This window comes from Actinoallomurus rhizosphaericola (assembly GCF_024055675.1).
Classification (GTDB): Bacteria; Actinomycetota; Actinomycetes; order Streptosporangiales; family Streptosporangiaceae; genus Actinoallomurus; species Actinoallomurus soli.
The window spans coordinates 246,423-261,574 of the sequence record NZ_JAMXMW010000009.1; the positions used below are offsets into that span (position 1 = coordinate 246,423).

Below are 15,152 nucleotides of genomic sequence, written 5' to 3' on the forward strand. Positions count from 1 at the left end.
GCCCGTCCGCTATCCGCTGACAGCCTCGTCGACGACTGTCAGCGCCTCCGCGCGGGACATCGCGGCGCCGCGCGCGAACGCCGCGGCGAACGCCTCGGCGCCGATGAGGTCGCGGGCGCGGGCGGCGGCCAGGTCGACGTCCCGGTCACGGGCGACGGTCGTCCCGCGCAGCACGACCGCCGCGCCGAGCAGGACCGCGGCGCGTTCGCCCGCGCCGTCCCGTACGGCGAGGCCGGCCAGGCCGTCCACGGCGCCGGCGATGTCGACGGCGATCGGGGACTCGCGCGCGGCGGCGACGGCGCGCCGGTGCCAGGTCCGCGCCGCGTCGTCGTCGCCCTCCGCCTCGGCGAGCCGGCCCAGCGCGGTGTACGCCCACGGCTGGGTCGCCTCGATGCCGAACCCGGCGCTCCCGGCGACGCGGACGGCCTCGTCGAGACGGCCGCGGGCCGTGGCGAGGTCACCGCGGAACCGCGCGATCTCCGCCCGGCCGAGGTGCACCGACGCGGGCGCCTCGGCCCGGCCGGCCCGGCGGGAGAGCTCCTCCGCGCGGTCGAGGTCGGCGTCGGCGGCGGGCAGGTCGCCCTCCCGGGTGAGGCCCTCGGCGCGGTGGACGAGAACGTCGACGACCTCTTCGTCGGCGCCCAGTTCGTGGAACAGCGCGATCGCCTCGTGCCAGAGGTCACGGGCGCGGGCCCACTCGCCGCGGCGGGCCGCGGCCACGGCGAGCCAGTCCAGCGCCTGCGCGGTCCCCCACCGCTCGCCGAGCGAACGGAAGCGCGCCAGCGCGTCCCCGAGCCCGCGTTCGCCCTCGGCCGGGTCGCCGCCGAGCAGCGTGATCAGGGCGAGGCTGAACCCGCCCAGCGCCCGGTTCCAGGGATCGTCGCCGCCGAGCATGCGCTCGTTCGCGCCGGACGGTCCGGGCGGTCCGGCGGTCATGCCCCACATGACCGCGGTGAACGGGTGCCGCAGCGGCCGGTCCCAGGACCGCAGGATGGACTCGGCGCGTTTCCAGTGCTCCGGGTCGATCCGCGGCACGGCCTGCACGACGCAGGCGACGTACTCCTCGTCGAGTCCCTCGACGGGCGTCTCGAGGAGCTCGGCGGCCGCCTTGCGGGTCTCACCGCGCCGTCCGCTCAGCCAGCCGTACGCCCCGAGGGCGGCGACCAGCCGGAAGGCCGTCTCCCGGTCGTGGCGTACGGACCAGCGGAGGGCCGCCATCAGGTTCTCGTGGTCGGCGGAGAGCCGGGCCAGCCAGTCCAGTTGCTCGGCGCGGCGCAGGGAGGGGTCGGCCCGCTGCGCCAGGGCCAGGAAGTGGCGGGCGTGGGCCGCCTGCGTCCGCCGCCGCTCGTCGGTCTCGGCCAGACGCTCGGCGCAGAACAGGCCGATCGTCTCGAACATCCGGTACCGGGCGCCGTCCGCCTCGACGAACGACTTGTCCACCAGGTCGGCCAGCGTGTCCTCGGCGTCGCCGCCGCAGACGGCCTCGACGGCGTCCGGCGACGCGCCGCCCGCGAACACCGAGAAGCGCCGGGCCACCGCCCGTTCGTCCGGCGTGAGCAGGTCCCAGCTCCACTCGACGACGGCGCGCAGGGTCTGGTGGCGGGCCGCCGCGGTGCGGTCGCCGCGCGACAGCAGCCGGAACCGGTCGTCCTCGGCGAGACGGCGGGCGATCTCCTCCACGGGGAACGTGCGCAGCCGGGCCGCCGCCAGCTCGACGGCGAGCGGCAGGCCGTCGAGCGCGGCGCAGATCCGGGCGACCGCGTCCGCGTTGTCCGGTCCGATCGCGAACCCGGGCCGTACGGCCGCCGCACGGTCGGCGAACAGCCGCGCGGCCGGGTAGCCCGCCACGTCGGCGGGCGCGCAGGCCGGCGGCGGGACGTCCAGCGGCGCGAGCGGCACGAGCGTCTCACCGGTGATGCCGAGAGGCTCCCGGCTCGTGGCCAGGATCCGCAGGCCCGGGCACTCGCCGAGGGCCCGGCGGGCCAGCGCGGCGGCGCCGGTGACGGTGTGCTCGCAGTTGTCGAGCACGAGCAGCAGCTCCCGGTCCGCGACCGCCGCGGCCAGGCGCCCGACCGGGTCCGGCGTCTCCAGGGACTGCAGTCCCGTCTCGCGCAGGCCGAGCGCGCCGAGGACCGCGTGCGGCACCTGGTCGTCGTCGTCCAGCGGGGACAGGTCGGCGAACGCGGTCTCGGCCCCGTCGCGGGCCGCCGCCTCGATCGCCAGCCGGGTCTTGCCGGCGCCACCGGGCCCGACGATCGTGACCAGCCGCGCGTCGCGCAGCGCCGTCAGCCGCGCGAGCTCGGGGTCGCGGCCGACGAAGCTCGTCAGCTGCGCCGTCGGCCGCCGGCGCGGCACGCGGTCCGGCCGCTGCGCGCGCAGGACGGCGAGCTGGATCGCCGACAGTTCCGGGGAGGGATCGACGCCGAGCTGTTCGGCGAGCAGGTGCCGGGTCTCCTCGAACACCGCCAGGGCCTCGGCGGGCCGGCCCGCCGCGTGCAGGGCGCGCATGAGCTGCCCGCGGAGCCGTTCCCGCAGCGGGTGCTCGGCGACCAGCCGCCGCAGCTCGGCGACCGGCGCGCGTTCGGGCAGCGCCAGCTGGGCCTCGATGAGGTCCTCGGCCGTGGCGAGCCGCAGCTCCTCCAGGCGGGCCCGGTCCGCGTCCGCGTGGGGCAGGTCGGCCAGTGCCGGGCCGCGCCACAGGTCGAGCGCGCGGCGGAGGACCGCGGCGGCGTCCGCGTGCGCGTCCCCGCGCAGGAGCCGGCGTCCCTCGCGGGCCAGCCGCTCGAAACGGTGCGCGTCCACGTCGTCGGGGTCGACCGCCAGCCGGTAGCCGGTCCCGTCGAACTCGAGCGCCCCCGGCGGCAGGTGACGGCGCAGCCGGGACACCTGCGCCTGGACCGCGTTGACGGCACCGGCCGGCGGCTCGTCGCCGTACTGGCCGTCGACCAGCCGGTCCACGCCGACCGTCCGTCCCGCGTGCAGGAGGAGCATCACCAGCAGCGCGCGGGGCCGGGGCCCGCCGACGGCGATCGGCGCGCCGTCGGCCGACCGCACTTCCAGGGGGCCCAGGATGCCGAACCACATGCCGCCGATTGTCCCGGTCCGCCGGGCGTGCCGCGTACGCCGTGATCGTGAACCGGGTCGGCCCGGAGCTCACCGAGCTTTGCCTGATCCACACACCGAACTCACGAATCCATCTGTATCCGGTAAATGAAAGCGTTCCACGATTTACGCTGACGTGAGCGGGAGGCGCTGGTCAACGATCACGGGGGCCGTCTTTTGGCACCACGGGAAACGGAGATGTCATGGCTTTACTTTTCTGCCGCCACAAAACGGCACAGTAGGTTCTAGTGGATACGCGAACAGTGGGAGTGGAAGAGGAATTCATCCTCATCGACCCGACCAGCGGACGGCCTCGGGCCGCCGCCGACGCCGTGCTCCGGCTCGGGCGGCGCGGGGGTGACGTGCTGCTCCAGAGCGAACTGCAGAGCGAACAACTCGAGACGGGCACCCGCCCGTGCTCATCCATGACCGAACTCGCCGACCAGATCCGGGCCCAGCGTCACCTCGCGGCGGCGGCGGCCCGGAGACAGGGCGTCGCGATCGCCGCGCTCGGCACCTCGCCCCTGCCGGTACGGCCGACGATCACGCCCGAGGAACGCTACGTACGGATGGCCGGGGAGTACGCCCTCACCGCCGCCGAGCACCTGATCTGCGGGTGCCACGTCCACGTCGCGGTCGAGTCCGCCGAGGAGGGCGTCGCCGTGCTCGACCGCATCCGCCCCTGGCTTCCGCCTCTGCTGGCGCTCAGCGCGAACTCCCCGTTCTGGCAGGGAACGGACAGCGGCTACGCCAGTTACCGCCGCCAGGTCATGGGACGCTGGCCGTCGTCCGGCCCGACCGAACTGTTCGGCACGGCGGCGTCCTACCGCGCCGCCGTCCAGGAGATGCTGGACACCGGCGCGATCATCGACGCGGGGATGGTCTACTTCGACGCACGGCTGTCCCGCCGGTACCCCACGGTCGAGATCCGGATCGCCGACGTCTGCCTGCTGATGGACGACGCCCTGCTGGTGGCCGCCCTGGTCGGCGCGCTGGTGGAGACCGCCGCGCGCGCCTGGCGGGCCGGTGAGCCGGCGTCGCCGGTGCGTGCGTCCCAGCTGAGGCTCGCCACCTGGCGGGCGGCCCGGTCCGGGCTCCGGCACGACCTGGTGCACCCGCTCACCGGCCGCCCGGCGCCCGCCGAGACCGTCGTACGGGCGCTGGTCGAGCACACCGCGCCGGTCCTGGCGGAGACCGGCGACCTGATCACGGTGGAGGGGCTCCTGCTCGGCGTGTTCAAACGGGGCAACGGCGCCGAGCAGCAATGGGAGGTCCACCAGCGGACCGGCGACCTGTCCGAGGTGGTGGCCTACGCCGTCGCCCGCACCCTGGAGTCCTGAGGGCCGGCCGGTCAGCGGAGGTGGCGGCCGAGGAAGGTGAGCTGGCCCGGCAGATGCCGCTGCCAGAACGCCCCGTCGTGGCATCCGCCGCTCATCGCCCCCTCGGGCCGCAGCCGCTTCCGGAGCCGGCGCGCCATCGGCGCGAACGGGTCGCTGGTGCCGCAGTCCACCCGGACCGGCACGCCCTTCAGGCGGTCCAGCCCGGCGAACACGTCGTTCCGCGCGAAGTCGGCCGCGTCGTCGAAGGCCCGATGGTTGGTCCGGCGGGCGTTGTCATAAGACGGGAACAGCGCCGGTGAGGAGGCGACGGCGGCGGCCACGCGCGGAGCGCCGGCCGTCTCGGCCAGCAGGAGCGCACCGTACCCGCCCATCGACCAGCCGAACACGCCGAACCGGTCCGTCGCCGCGCCCTGACGGCGCAGCCGGGGCAGCAACTCCTCGGTGATCATGCCGAGCGGATCCTCGCCGCTCGCCCGCCGGTGCCAGTACGTGTCGGGGCCGCCGTCCACCGTGACGACCGCGAACGGCGCGACCCCGCGCGTACGCACGACGTCGGTGAGGTACCGGTCGAGCCGGAGGCCGTTCGCGGCCGACACCGCCGAGCCGCCGTTGCCGTGCAGCGCGATCACGACGGGGAGGTGCCAGAGCGACCGGACGCCGGCGGGAAGCACGGCGACGGCCGTGACGTCGGTCCCGCGCCGGCGCGAGGTGAAGGTCTGCGCCTGGACGACGCCCGGTGTACGGGGCGGGTCCGGCAGGGAACCGCAGCGTCCGAGGGCGCGATCGAACCCCACCTTCCCCGGCAGCACGTCCTCCTCGACGAGGGCGGCGCCGAGCCCTCCCGCGACGGCGACCGCACCGACCCCCGCCCCGCCGAGCAGGAAGGCACGCCTGGACACCATCGGAACCGCCTCTCGCCGACGCCTCTGCGATAGAGACGTCCGCCGCCGTCCCGAAGTTCACCCGGAGGGCGCCCCGGGGGTTTCCGTTCCGGCACCTGGACCGGAAGGCTCGCCCCGAGGCTCTCGCTCCGGTGCCGGGGACGGAAGGCGGCTCTCCCGGCGCCTCCGTTCCGGCACCTGGGAAGGCCGATCCCCTCGGGGCTCGCGTTCCGGAGCCGGAGGGCCGGTCCTCTCAGTCCCGCGGGCGCGGGGTGCCGTCGGGGTTGGTGTCCGGTGCGTGTTCGTCGGTGAGTCCGGCCTCGCGGGAGGCCGTTCCGGGGCGGGTCTCGACGCCGGACAGCGGGTCGCCCTGCCGGGTGCCCTCCGCCTCGGTCTCGTACCCCTCCCCCGCACTCATCGTGCCGGGGACCACGCGCTCCTGGGGCTGGATCTCGTGGCCGGAGTGGGCGCCCACGCCACGGTCGCGCTCCGGCGGATGGTCTCTGCCGGTGTCGCTCATGGTCACTCGCCTCCTTGGGTCTTTACCTGCGGCCCTTCGCGGCGCTGCGTGTACCCGTGAGAACCGGGTGGAAACACCGGGTGACGGTCAGGCCGTCCGGGCGGCATGGGCGTGGGCGTGCACGTCACCGGCGTCGGGCACGGCGGCGCGTACCGCGCGCTCCACCTCGGCGTTGATCCCGTCGGCGTCCAGGAGGCTGAGGCCGTCGTCGAGGCGCGTCTCGACCTCGACGGCGAGGGTGCGGCCCATCCAGCGCGCCCGGACCTCCGCCGCGCCGACGCCCGGCACCCCGGCGGCGGCCGTCCGCGCGGCCTCCACATGGTCGGGGTCGACACCGTCCATCAGACGGTGTACGAGGTCGCGTGTGACCTCCACGCCGACGTGACAGATGAACAGCGTGACGGCCAATCCGGCCACCGGGTCGCCCCAGCGGTACCCGGCGGCCACGAGCGCGAGGCCGATCAGTGCGCCCAGCGAGGAGATGGCGTCGAGCCACGAGTGCTTGGCGTCGGCGATCATCGTGGCCGAGCGGATCCGGCGGCCGACCCGCAGCTTGTAGCGTGCGACGAGCTGGTTGCCGACGATGCCGAGCGCCGCGCCGACCATGCCCACCGCGGCGTCCGTCGTCCGCGCGCCGCCGACGAGCTTGTGGTAGCTCTCGTATCCGGCGAACAGCGCGCTGGCCCAGATGACCAGCGCCACTCCGAGCCCGGCCAGGTCCTCCGCCCGCTCGTAGCCGTACGGATAGCGGGCCGTCGCCGGCCGCCGCGAGATCCAGAACCCGAGGAACACCACCGCCGACGTCGAGACGTCCGACAGGTTGTGCAGGCCGTCGCCGAGCAGCGCGACCGAGCCGGTGACCAGGGCCAGGGCGATCTCGATCAGGGCGGTCACCGACAGGCCGGCGGCCGACACGGCCATGGCACGGTGCGCCGCCCTCCGGTCGGCGGTCTCGTCACGCTCGACGGCGACGGCGGATGTCACGGCGGCGCACTCTCCTTCTCACGGGGTGTGGTCGGTGGCGTGCCCCTCATGATACGTGATCGTGTGAAGAGGTGTTCACGCGTTCACCGTGGTTACCATGGCGGCATGGGACACGGCGTTGACGGACGAAGGACCCCCACCGGGCCGATCGACGCCGACCTGGCCAAGAGCGTCGCCGAGACGATGCAGGCGCTCGCCACCCCCAGCCGGCTGCGCATCCTCAGCCGCCTCCGGCAGGGCCCGTGCTCCGTCGGCGAGCTCGCCGACTCGATCGCCATGGAGCGCTCGGCCGTCTCCCACCAACTGCGCTACCTGCGCCACCTCGGCCTGGTCACCGGCGACCGCCACGGCCGCAGCATCGTCTACCAGCTGTACGACAACCACGTCGCCACGCTGCTCGACGAGGCGGTCAGCCACATCGAGCACCGCCGCCTCGGCGTCCCCGACCGCCCCCGCCCCGACGCCGCCACCGCCTGACCGCAGCCGCCCCCGACCGGTCGGACCGTCCCCGACCGGCGGAACCCGCCACCACCCGCCGGAAGCCGCCACCGGCCGATCGGACACGCCACCGCCCGGCGGGAGTCGCCGGGCGGTGAGACGCGGTCAGAGCCGTACGGGGACGTTGCTGCGGAAGACGTCGTGCGGGTCGCGGCGGCGCTTGATGTCGCGCAGCCGGGTCAGCGCTGCGGGAGCGAAGGCGTCGGCCGCGGTCTCGCCGGGATTGAGGAAGGTGAGCGGTTTGCGGCCGCTGACCGGGAGGCTCTCGGCGTACGCCCGCTGCCGGGTCGTGACCGCCCGGGCGGTCGCCGGGTCGGTCGGGAGGCCGAAGAGGTAGAGGGCGTAAGGCTCAGTGAGGGAGCCGTGCGGGGTGTCGGACGGGCGGGTGAACGCACCGCCGAGGTGGCGGATCTGCGCGCTGAGCAACGGGGCGATGGGGTCGGCGAGCAGCGTCTTGGCCGCGACGTCGTCCAGGTCGGTGAGCAGTTCGCCGCGCGAGAGGCCGGCGCCCGGATCGGTGGGTTCTGCGGTGATGGCCCCGAGTTCGCTGACCGGCATCACTCTCCTGCCGTCGGACACCGGCGCGGGCAGGCGGTCGAGCGGGCGCAGGAACTCGCGGGCCTCCTCCTCCGCACCGAGGTGGGTGACGTCCACGGCGACCATGGGGACCGAGCCGGGGAAGTGCAGCAGGTCCAGCCAGGCGGTCAGCTCCTCCGGCACGGTCGCGGTGATCCGCCGGTAGGCCTCCAGGACGTCCGGGGCGTGCTCGGCCGGCCACAGCACCCGGCCGCCGAACAGGCGCGGGGCCGGGTACAGGGCCAGTTCGAGGGCGGTGACGATCGCGAAGTCCCCGCCTCCGCCGCGCAGGGCCCAGAACAGGTCGGGATCGGTCCGTGCGGTGACGTGCCTCTGATGTCCCTCGGTGTCGACGACGTCGAAGGCGGCGACACTGTCGGCGACCCAGCCGTGCGCACGGCCGAACCAGCTCAGCCCGCCGCCGAGGGCCACTCCGGTGACGCTGACGACCGGGGAACTGCCGGGCAGGCCGGTCAGGCCGTACGGGGCGACGGCGGCCTGCAGCCGGCCCGACGACACGCCCGCCCCCAGCCGGGCGCGGCGGGCGGCCGGATCGATTTCCAATGCGTCCAGCCGGCCGGTGCGCAGCAGGATCGTGCCCTCGGTACGGCCGGTGGCCCCGTGCCCGTTCGGCTGGGTGGCGATGCTCAGCCCGGCCGAACGGGCGTGACGGACGAGCGCGGCGACGTCGTCGGCGTCGGCGGCCTCCACCACGGCGGCCACCGGTTGTTCGACGGCCAGGTTCCAGGGACGGCGGGCGGCGTCGAAGCCGGGGTCGCCGGGCAGCACGACCCGGCCGCGGACGACGGATCTCAGGGTGGTCAGAGCGGTCATGGTCTTCCTTCTCTCGTTCCGGCTCAGGCGGCGGCGTGGCGGCGTGCGTCGGCGGGTGCGGTGCGCCGGTGGGCGGGGGTGAAGCCGAGGGCGACCACGCCGGGCAGCAGCGCCGGCGGCAGCAGCGGGTCGGCGCTGCGGACCTCGATCACGCCGAACAGGGCCAGCAGTGCCGCGCCGAGCAGGGCCGCAGCCACCACGGCCGGCGCGCCCCAGCCGGACTCCCGGCCCTGGACGAGGGCGAACACCACCAGCGTGATCCCCCCGGTCGCGGTGAGCGCCCCGGCCAGGTCGAACCGGCGGCCGGTCCGGCGCACGGTGCCGCGCGGAACCAGCGGCAGGGCGAGGAGAGCGGCGACGCCGGCCAGCGGCACGTTGACGAAGAAGACCACGGCCCAGCCGAACGCGTCGGTCAGCACTCCGCCCAGCAGCGATCCGAGGATCATGCCGCTCCCGCCGGCGGTGCCCCAGACGGCGAAGGCGCGGTTGCGTTCGCGGCCTTCGGCGAACCCTGTGGACACCAGGGTCAGGGTCGCGGGGAACAGCAGCGCCCCGCCGAGCCCCTGCGCGGCACGGGCCGACACCAGCAACACCGGCGCGCCGGCCAGTCCGCCCGCCAGTGACAGCGCCAGCGCCGCAGCCGGGCGCCGGAACCGTACCGTCCGGTCGCCGTCGGTCGTCGGCGGGAGGTCCGCCCGGGGACTCGCGGTGACCGTGGTCTCGTTCGTCATGATCACTACGCTAGGAGCGGGAAAGACCTTGGATAAGGTGCATTCCCGTGGCGGATTCATGGGTCAATTCGGCGAAGCGGGTCGGCAGTGACCTGCATCTGGACCTGACCGGTCCCGGCAGTCGCCGCGCGGTCCTCATCCGCGCGCTCCGGGAGGCCGTACGGGACGGGAGGCTCGCTCCGGGCACCCGGCTGCCCCCGTACCGTTCCCTCGCCGCCGACCTCGGGCTGGCCCGCAACACCGTCGCCGACGCCTACGCCGAGCTGGTCGCCGAAGGCTGGCTGATCGCCCGCCAGGGGTCCGGCACCCGCGTGGCGCCGCGGGCCGAGCCCGTCCGGTCCCCACGCGCGCCGAAGAAGGCGCCCACGCACCCGGCCCCTCCCGCGCACGACCTGCGGCAGGGGCAGCCGGACGCCGCCTCGTTCCCGCGCTCGGCCTGGCTGGCGGCCGCCCGCCGCGCACTGAACGCCGCGCCGAACGAGGCGTTCGGCCCTGCCGACTCGCGGGGCCGTACGGAGCTGCGCCGAGCGCTGGCGGAGTACCTGACGCGCGCCCGCGGCGTCCGTACGACGCCCGACCGGATCGTGGTGTGCTCCGGCTTCGCGCACGCGCTGCGGCTGCTGTTCGGCGGCCGGGTCCTGCGCGGCCCGCTGGCGGTGGAGTCGTACGGGCTGGCCTTCCATCGTTCTCTCCTGGAGGCCGCCTCCGTGCGCACCGTCCCGCTCTCGCTCGACGAGTCCGGCGCCCGTACCGGCGAACTGCGGTCCCTGAAGGGGGTGCGGGCGGTTCTGCTGACGCCGGCGCACCAGTTCCCGACGGGAGGGCCCCTGCACCCCGAGCGGCGCGTGGCCGCGGTGGACTGGGCCCGGACCTGCGGAGGCGTCATCCTGGAGGACGACTACGACGGTGAGTTCCGCTACGACCGGGAACCGGTCGGCGCGATCCAGGGCCTCGACCCCGAGCGGGTCGTCTACCTCGGCTCGGTCAGCAAGAGCCTCTCGCCTGCGTTGCGGCTCGGCTGGATGGTGCTGCCGGAGCATCTCGTCGGCCCGGTGCTGACGGCCAAGGGCGAGCGGGAGGCGTGGGCGAGTGTCGCGGACCAGCTGACCCTCGCCGAGTTCATCGCCTCCGGCCACTACGACCGGCACATCCGCCGCATGCGCCAGCGTTACCGGGCCCGCCGTGACCGCCTCGTCGCCACCCTCGCGGCCCGGGCCCCGCACGTCGCCCTCACCGGCATCGCCGCCGGGCTGCACGCGGTCCTGCACCTGCCGCCCGGCACCGAGCGCGCCGCCGTCGAGGCCGCCGCCCGGCGGTCGATCGCCCTGGACGGCCTCGCCGGCTTCCGCCACCCGGCCGCCACCATGCCCGCACGGGACGGCCTGGTCGTCGGCTACGCCACCCCGCCGGACCACGGATACGGCCCGGCCGTCGAGGCACTGTGCCGGATCCTCCCCCCGGTGCCCCGCGAGAGCTGACCCTGAGGCGGGCTCAGGCGGCCGCTGACAGGCGGGCGGCCAGGAGGGCGCGTCCCTCGACGATCAGCCGGTCGACCTCCTCGGCTTCGTACCACGCGCCGTACGGGTGCCCGGCGACGGCCAGCTCGTGGAGGTGGATGAGCGAGCCCACCCTCCGGGACAGCCGGTGGCACGCCCACTTCACCGACGTCTCCGCGTTCGCCGCCGCCAGCGCGGCCGGAGCGTCGGCGATCTGCTCCGTGATGGCGGCGCGGTTCGGCGCGAGGCCGGGGTCGGCGAGGAGCCGCGCGGCCGGTGCCGCGGCCGCCGCACCGTCGCCGGCCAGCCGGTGGATCCGGGCCTCCAGCGCGTTCATCGTGACGACCGGGGACCAGATGTTGTAGTTCGGCGACGCGCCCGGCACCGGCACCGCCGAGGTCACCGACCGCAGGATGTCCAGCGCCTCGGCCTCCCGCTCCAGCGCCCAGAGGTACCTCGCCAGGTCGGCCTCGTCGTACAGCTCCTTCATCCGGGTGTGCGACCACCGCCGGGCCAGCGACGTCTTGACCTTGGCGAGGTGGTGGTTCGTCTCTCCGGCGGGAGAGGCCGCGGACGGCGGCGTCACGGGCGTAGCGCTCTTGGACATGACCGAATTCTGGTGGGCCGCGCCGACAGGCGGGGACGTCGTTGCGCCGAGGGTCTTCGTCGTCCCGGCCACCGAAACCCTCGGCGTTCCGGGGTCGATCGCCTCTTGCAGCTACCCCCGGGGGGTATGTTATGGTCGCTCGCATGCCCTACCGGGGGTGGGTATAAGTTGAGGACCGGCCGGAAATCCGGTCACGAATGACGTACAGCGTGTGAGGAGAACGAGATGACGACGAGCGAGTACAAGGTCAAGGGCATGACCTGCGGGCACTGCGTGTCGGCCGTGACGGAGGAGGTCAGCGCCATCGAGGGCGTCACCGACGTCAAGGTGGACCTGGCCTCCGGTGTCGTCACCGTCTCCAGCACCGCCCCGGTCGAGGAGCAGGCGGTGCGGGACGCGGTCGACGAGGCCGGCTACGAACTCGTGACGTCCTGACCCAGAACGACCAGCGAAGGAGACCAGCATGAACGCACCGGCCAGGCTCGGGGTCTTCGGGCTCGGGCTGGCGGTGGTGTTCGGCGCGGCGATGGGGGTCGGTCGCCTGACCGGCCCCGTCGGGGCCGAGACGAAGCCGAGTGCCGCGCACGGCGGCATGGAGCACCAGGGCGCGAGCCACGGCGGCCACGAGAGCATGCTGTCGGGCGGTCTGCTGGTGTCCGACCGGGGTTACACCCTCACCACCGTCCCCACCGCGACGGGCACGTTCGCGTTCCGGATCACCGGGCCGGACGGGCGGCCGGTGACGGCGTTCGACACGCAGCACGACAAGCGGATGCACCTGATCGTCGTGCGCCGGGACCTGTCCGGGTTCCGGCACGTGCATCCGGCGATGGACGCCGACGGCACCTGGCGGGTCGCCTCGCCGCTGAGCGGGCCGGGCACCTACCGCGCGTTCGCCGACTTCAAGCCCGCGGGCGCCGAGCCCCTCACCCTCGGCATCGACACCGCCGTCGCGGGCGACGCCGAGCCACGGGCCCTGCCCGCGCCGGCCACCACCGCCACCGTCGACGGTTACACCGTCACGCTCACGGGGACACTGGTCGCGGGCCGTTCGAGCCGGCTCGACCTGGCGATCAGCCGGGACGGCAGGCCGGTCACCGACCTGCAGCCCTACCTCGGGGCGTACGGGCACCTCGTCGCGCTGCGGCAGGGCGACCTGGCCTACCTCCACGTCCACCCGGACGGCGAGCCGGGCGACGGGACGACCAGGCCGGGGCCGACGGTGACCTTCCACGCCGAGGCGCCGTCCGCGGGCGCCTACCGCCTCTACCTCGATTTCCAGCACCACGGCACGGTGCACACCGCCGAGTTCACGGCCGTGGCCAAGGAGGGACGATGACCAGCACCACGAGCGCGGCCCCTGAACGCGTCGAGCTGACGATCGGCGGGATGACCTGTGCCTCGTGCGCCAATCGCGTCGAGAAGCGGCTCAACAAGCTCGACGGTGTGACCGCGACGGTCAACTACGCCACCGAGAAGGCGAGCGTCAGCTTCGAGCCCGGGATCAGCACCGACGATCTGATCGCCCAGGTCGAGAAGGCCGGGTACACCGCGAGCCTCCCGGCCCCGCCCGAGCCGGCCGAGACCGAGGAGCCCGCGGAGGACGCCCCCGTACGGGCGCTGCGCGACCGGCTGATCGTCAGCGCCGTGCTGGCCGTTCCGGTGATCCTGCTGGCGATGGTCCCGGCGCTGCAGTTCCGGTACTGGCAGTGGGCCTCGCTGACCCTCGCCGCGCCGGTCGTGGTGTGGGGGGCGCTGCCGTTCCACCGCGCCGCGTACAAGAACCTGCGGCTCGGCGCGGCGACGATGGACACGCTCGTGTCGCTGGGCACGATCGCGGCGTTCGGCTGGTCGCTGTACGCGCTGTTCTTCGGCACCGCCGGGGAGCCGGGCATGCGGCACCCGTTCGCCCTCACCATCGAGCGCGTCTCCGGGACCGGCGAGCTGTACCTGGAGGTGGCCGCCGGGGTGACGGTGTTCATCCTGGCCGGACGCTACTTCGAGGCGCGGTCCAAGCGGCGCGCCGGGGCCGCGCTGCGGGCTCTGCTGGAGATGGGCGCCAAGGACGTCGCGGTGCTCCGGGACGGCCGCGAGGAGCGGGTCCCGATCGACCGGCTGACGGCCGGCGACCGGTTCGTCGTACGGCCCGGCGAGAAGATCGCCACGGACGGCGTCGTCGTCGAGGGCGGTTCGGCGGTGGACATGAGCATGCTCACCGGCGAGTCCGTGCCCGTCGAGGTCGGGGTCGGCGACACCGTCGTCGGCGCCACCGTGAACGCGGGCGGCCGCCTGGTCGTCGAGGCGACCAAGGTCGGCGCCGACACGCAGCTGGCGCAGATGGCCCGGCTGGTCGAGGAGGCGCAGAACGGCAAGGCGCAGGTCCAGCGCCTCGCCGACCGGATCGCCGGGATCTTCGTACCGATCGTTATCACCCTCGCCGTGGCGACTCTGGGGTTCTGGCTCGGCACCGGAGGCAGCGTCGCGGCCGCCTTCACCGCCGCGGTCGCGGTCCTCATCATCGCCTGCCCGTGCGCCCTGGGCCTGGCGACGCCGACCGCCCTCCTCGTGGGTACGGGCCGTGGCGCGCAACTCGGCATCCTCATCAAGGGGCCCGAGGTCCTGGAGTCCACCCGGCGGATCGACACGATCGTGCTGGACAAGACCGGCACGGTCACGACCGGCCGGATGACGCTCGTCGACGTGGTGACCGCCGAGGGGCAGGACGCCGCCGAGGTGCTGCGGCTGGCGGGCGCGCTGGAGGACGCCTCCGAGCACCCGATCGCCCAGGCGATCGCCAAGGGCGCCGTACAGCGGGTCGGCGCGCTCCCCTGCACCGAGGACTTTGCGAACGTCGAGGGCCTCGGCGTGCAGGGCATCGTGGACGGCCACGCGGTCCTGGTCGGCCGTACGCGGCTGCTGGCGGAGTGGTCCCAGCACCTGCCCGCCGGGCTCGAACGCGCCAAGGAGGCGGCGGAGGCCCAGGGCAGGACGGCCGTCGCGGTCGGCTGGGACGGCGAGGCCCGCGCGATCCTGGTCGTCGCGGACGCGATCAAGGACACCAGCGCCGAGGCCGTCGCGCGGTTCCGCTCGCTCGGCCTGACGCCGGTGCTACTGACCGGCGACAACGAGGCGGCGGCCCGCGCGATCGCCGCCGAGGCCGGCATCGAGGAGGTCATCGCGGAGGTGCTGCCCGCCGATAAGGTCGACGTCGTCAAGCGGCTGCAGGGTGAGGGCAAGGTCGTGGCGATGGTCGGGGACGGCGTCAACGACGCGGCGGCCCTGGCCCAGGCGGACCTGGGGCTGGCCATGGGCACCGGTACGGACGTGGCGATCGAGGCCGCCGACCTCACCCTCGTACGCGGCGACCTGCGCGCCGCTGCGGACGCCATCCGGCTGTCGCGCCGGACGCTCGGCACGATCAAGGGCAACCTGTTCTGGGCGTTCGCCTACAACGTGGCCGCCCTGCCGCTGGCCGCCGCCGGCCTGCTCAACCCGATGCTGGCCGGTGCCGCGATGGCGTTCTCCAGCGTGTTCGTGGTCAGCAACAGCCTGCGGCTGCGCCGCTTCGAGGCGGCGCGCTGAG

13 protein-coding genes are annotated in these 15,152 nt (G+C 74.6%); 6 read left to right on the forward strand and 7 right to left on the reverse strand.

The annotated features are described in order from the left end of the window. Positions 1-9: 9 nt before the first annotated feature. On the reverse strand, positions 10-3,084 hold the full coding sequence (locus tag NE234_RS21625; RefSeq protein WP_252782290.1) for a BTAD domain-containing putative transcriptional regulator: 3,075 nt from the start codon (positions 3,082-3,084) through the stop codon (positions 10-12). Positions 3,085-3,350: 266 nt separating this feature from the next. Here NE234_RS21625 and NE234_RS21630 point away from each other — a divergent pair, with 266 nt between their 5' ends. Further along, on the forward strand, positions 3,351-4,442 hold the full coding sequence (locus tag NE234_RS21630; RefSeq protein WP_252782291.1) for a carboxylate-amine ligase: 1,092 nt from the start codon (positions 3,351-3,353) through the stop codon (positions 4,440-4,442). An 11-nt stretch (positions 4,443-4,453) separates the two neighbouring features. Here the strand turns inward: NE234_RS21630 and NE234_RS21635 are convergent, their stop codons facing one another. From NE234_RS21635 to NE234_RS21645, 3 genes are all read right to left on the reverse strand, one after another. Beyond that, a complete protein-coding gene (locus NE234_RS21635; RefSeq protein ID WP_252782292.1) occupies positions 4,454-5,344 on the reverse strand; it encodes an alpha/beta hydrolase in 891 nt (296 codons plus the stop codon). Between the two features lie 232 nt (positions 5,345-5,576). Next, positions 5,577-5,843 carry a hypothetical protein gene (locus tag NE234_RS21640; RefSeq protein ID WP_252782293.1) on the reverse strand — a complete coding sequence of 89 codons (267 nt, stop codon included), beginning with the start codon at positions 5,841-5,843 and terminating at the stop codon, positions 5,577-5,579. Positions 5,844-5,930: 87 nt separating this feature from the next. Further along, positions 5,931-6,827, reverse strand: coding sequence for a cation diffusion facilitator family transporter (locus NE234_RS21645; RefSeq protein WP_252782294.1), 897 nt, complete (start codon positions 6,825-6,827; stop codon positions 5,931-5,933). 105 nt (positions 6,828-6,932) lie between these two features. Between NE234_RS21645 and NE234_RS21650 the strand changes: the two genes are divergently transcribed. Beyond that, on the forward strand, positions 6,933-7,304 hold the full coding sequence (locus NE234_RS21650; RefSeq protein WP_252782295.1) for an ArsR/SmtB family transcription factor: 372 nt from the start codon (positions 6,933-6,935) through the stop codon (positions 7,302-7,304). A 126-nt stretch (positions 7,305-7,430) separates the two neighbouring features. On the opposite strand, the gene NE234_RS21655 is transcribed toward NE234_RS21650, so the two are convergent. Then, a complete protein-coding gene (locus tag NE234_RS21655; RefSeq protein WP_252782296.1) occupies positions 7,431-8,735 on the reverse strand; it encodes an FAD-binding oxidoreductase in 1,305 nt (434 codons plus the stop codon). Between the two features lie 23 nt (positions 8,736-8,758). After that, the gene (locus NE234_RS21660; protein ID WP_252782297.1) at positions 8,759-9,466 is read right to left on the reverse strand and encodes an MFS transporter; all 708 of its coding nucleotides are present in this window, start codon (positions 9,464-9,466) and stop codon (positions 8,759-8,761) included. A gap of 47 nt (positions 9,467-9,513) precedes the next feature. Here NE234_RS21660 and pdxR point away from each other — a divergent pair, with 47 nt between their 5' ends. After that, positions 9,514-10,944, forward strand: a complete 1,431-nt coding sequence (gene pdxR, locus NE234_RS21665) for a MocR-like pyridoxine biosynthesis transcription factor PdxR (protein ID WP_252782298.1) — start codon at positions 9,514-9,516, stop codon at positions 10,942-10,944. A gap of 13 nt (positions 10,945-10,957) precedes the next feature. Here the strand turns inward: pdxR and NE234_RS21670 are convergent, their stop codons facing one another. After that, the gene (locus NE234_RS21670; protein ID WP_252782299.1) at positions 10,958-11,569 is read right to left on the reverse strand and encodes a hypothetical protein; all 612 of its coding nucleotides are present in this window, start codon (positions 11,567-11,569) and stop codon (positions 10,958-10,960) included. A 225-nt stretch (positions 11,570-11,794) separates the two neighbouring features. Between NE234_RS21670 and NE234_RS21675 the strand changes: the two genes are divergently transcribed. The 3 genes from NE234_RS21675 to NE234_RS21685 are packed head-to-tail and all read left to right on the forward strand — an operon-like array spanning position 11,795 to position 15,151. After that, complete coding sequence (locus tag NE234_RS21675) at positions 11,795-12,004, forward strand: heavy-metal-associated domain-containing protein (protein ID WP_252782300.1); 210 nt, start codon at positions 11,795-11,797, stop codon at positions 12,002-12,004. 28 nt (positions 12,005-12,032) lie between these two features. Continuing rightward, positions 12,033-12,908 (forward strand): hypothetical protein, encoded by an 876-nt coding sequence (locus NE234_RS21680; protein WP_252782301.1) that lies wholly within the window; start codon positions 12,033-12,035, stop codon positions 12,906-12,908. Beyond that, entirely contained in the window at positions 12,905-15,151 is a 2,247-nt protein-coding gene (locus NE234_RS21685) for a heavy metal translocating P-type ATPase (protein WP_252782302.1), read from the forward strand. Before NE234_RS21680 ends, NE234_RS21685 begins: the two co-directional genes overlap by 4 nt. Position 15,152: the final 1 nt, after the last annotated feature.

Coding starts and splice junctions, on each gene's coding strand:
- NE234_RS21625 (WP_252782290.1), bottom strand. CDS start 3,084: ATGTGGTTCGGCATCCTGGGCCCCCTGGAAGTGCGGTCGGCCGACGGC.
- NE234_RS21635 (WP_252782292.1), bottom strand. CDS start 5,344: ATGGTGTCCAGGCGTGCCTTCCTGCTCGGCGGGGCGGGGGTCGGTGCG.
- NE234_RS21640 (WP_252782293.1), bottom strand. CDS start 5,843: ATGAGCGACACCGGCAGAGACCATCCGCCGGAGCGCGACCGTGGCGTG.
- NE234_RS21650 (WP_252782295.1), top strand. CDS start 6,933: ATGGGACACGGCGTTGACGGACGAAGGACCCCCACCGGGCCGATCGAC.
- NE234_RS21655 (WP_252782296.1), bottom strand. CDS start 8,735: ATGACCGCTCTGACCACCCTGAGATCCGTCGTCCGCGGCCGGGTCGTG.
- NE234_RS21660 (WP_252782297.1), bottom strand. CDS start 9,466: ATGACGAACGAGACCACGGTCACCGCGAGTCCCCGGGCGGACCTCCCG.
- NE234_RS21670 (WP_252782299.1), bottom strand. CDS start 11,569: ATGTCCAAGAGCGCTACGCCCGTGACGCCGCCGTCCGCGGCCTCTCCC.
- NE234_RS21675 (WP_252782300.1), top strand. CDS start 11,795: ATGACGACGAGCGAGTACAAGGTCAAGGGCATGACCTGCGGGCACTGC.
- NE234_RS21680 (WP_252782301.1), top strand. CDS start 12,033: ATGAACGCACCGGCCAGGCTCGGGGTCTTCGGGCTCGGGCTGGCGGTG.
- NE234_RS21685 (WP_252782302.1), top strand. CDS start 12,905: ATGACCAGCACCACGAGCGCGGCCCCTGAACGCGTCGAGCTGACGATC.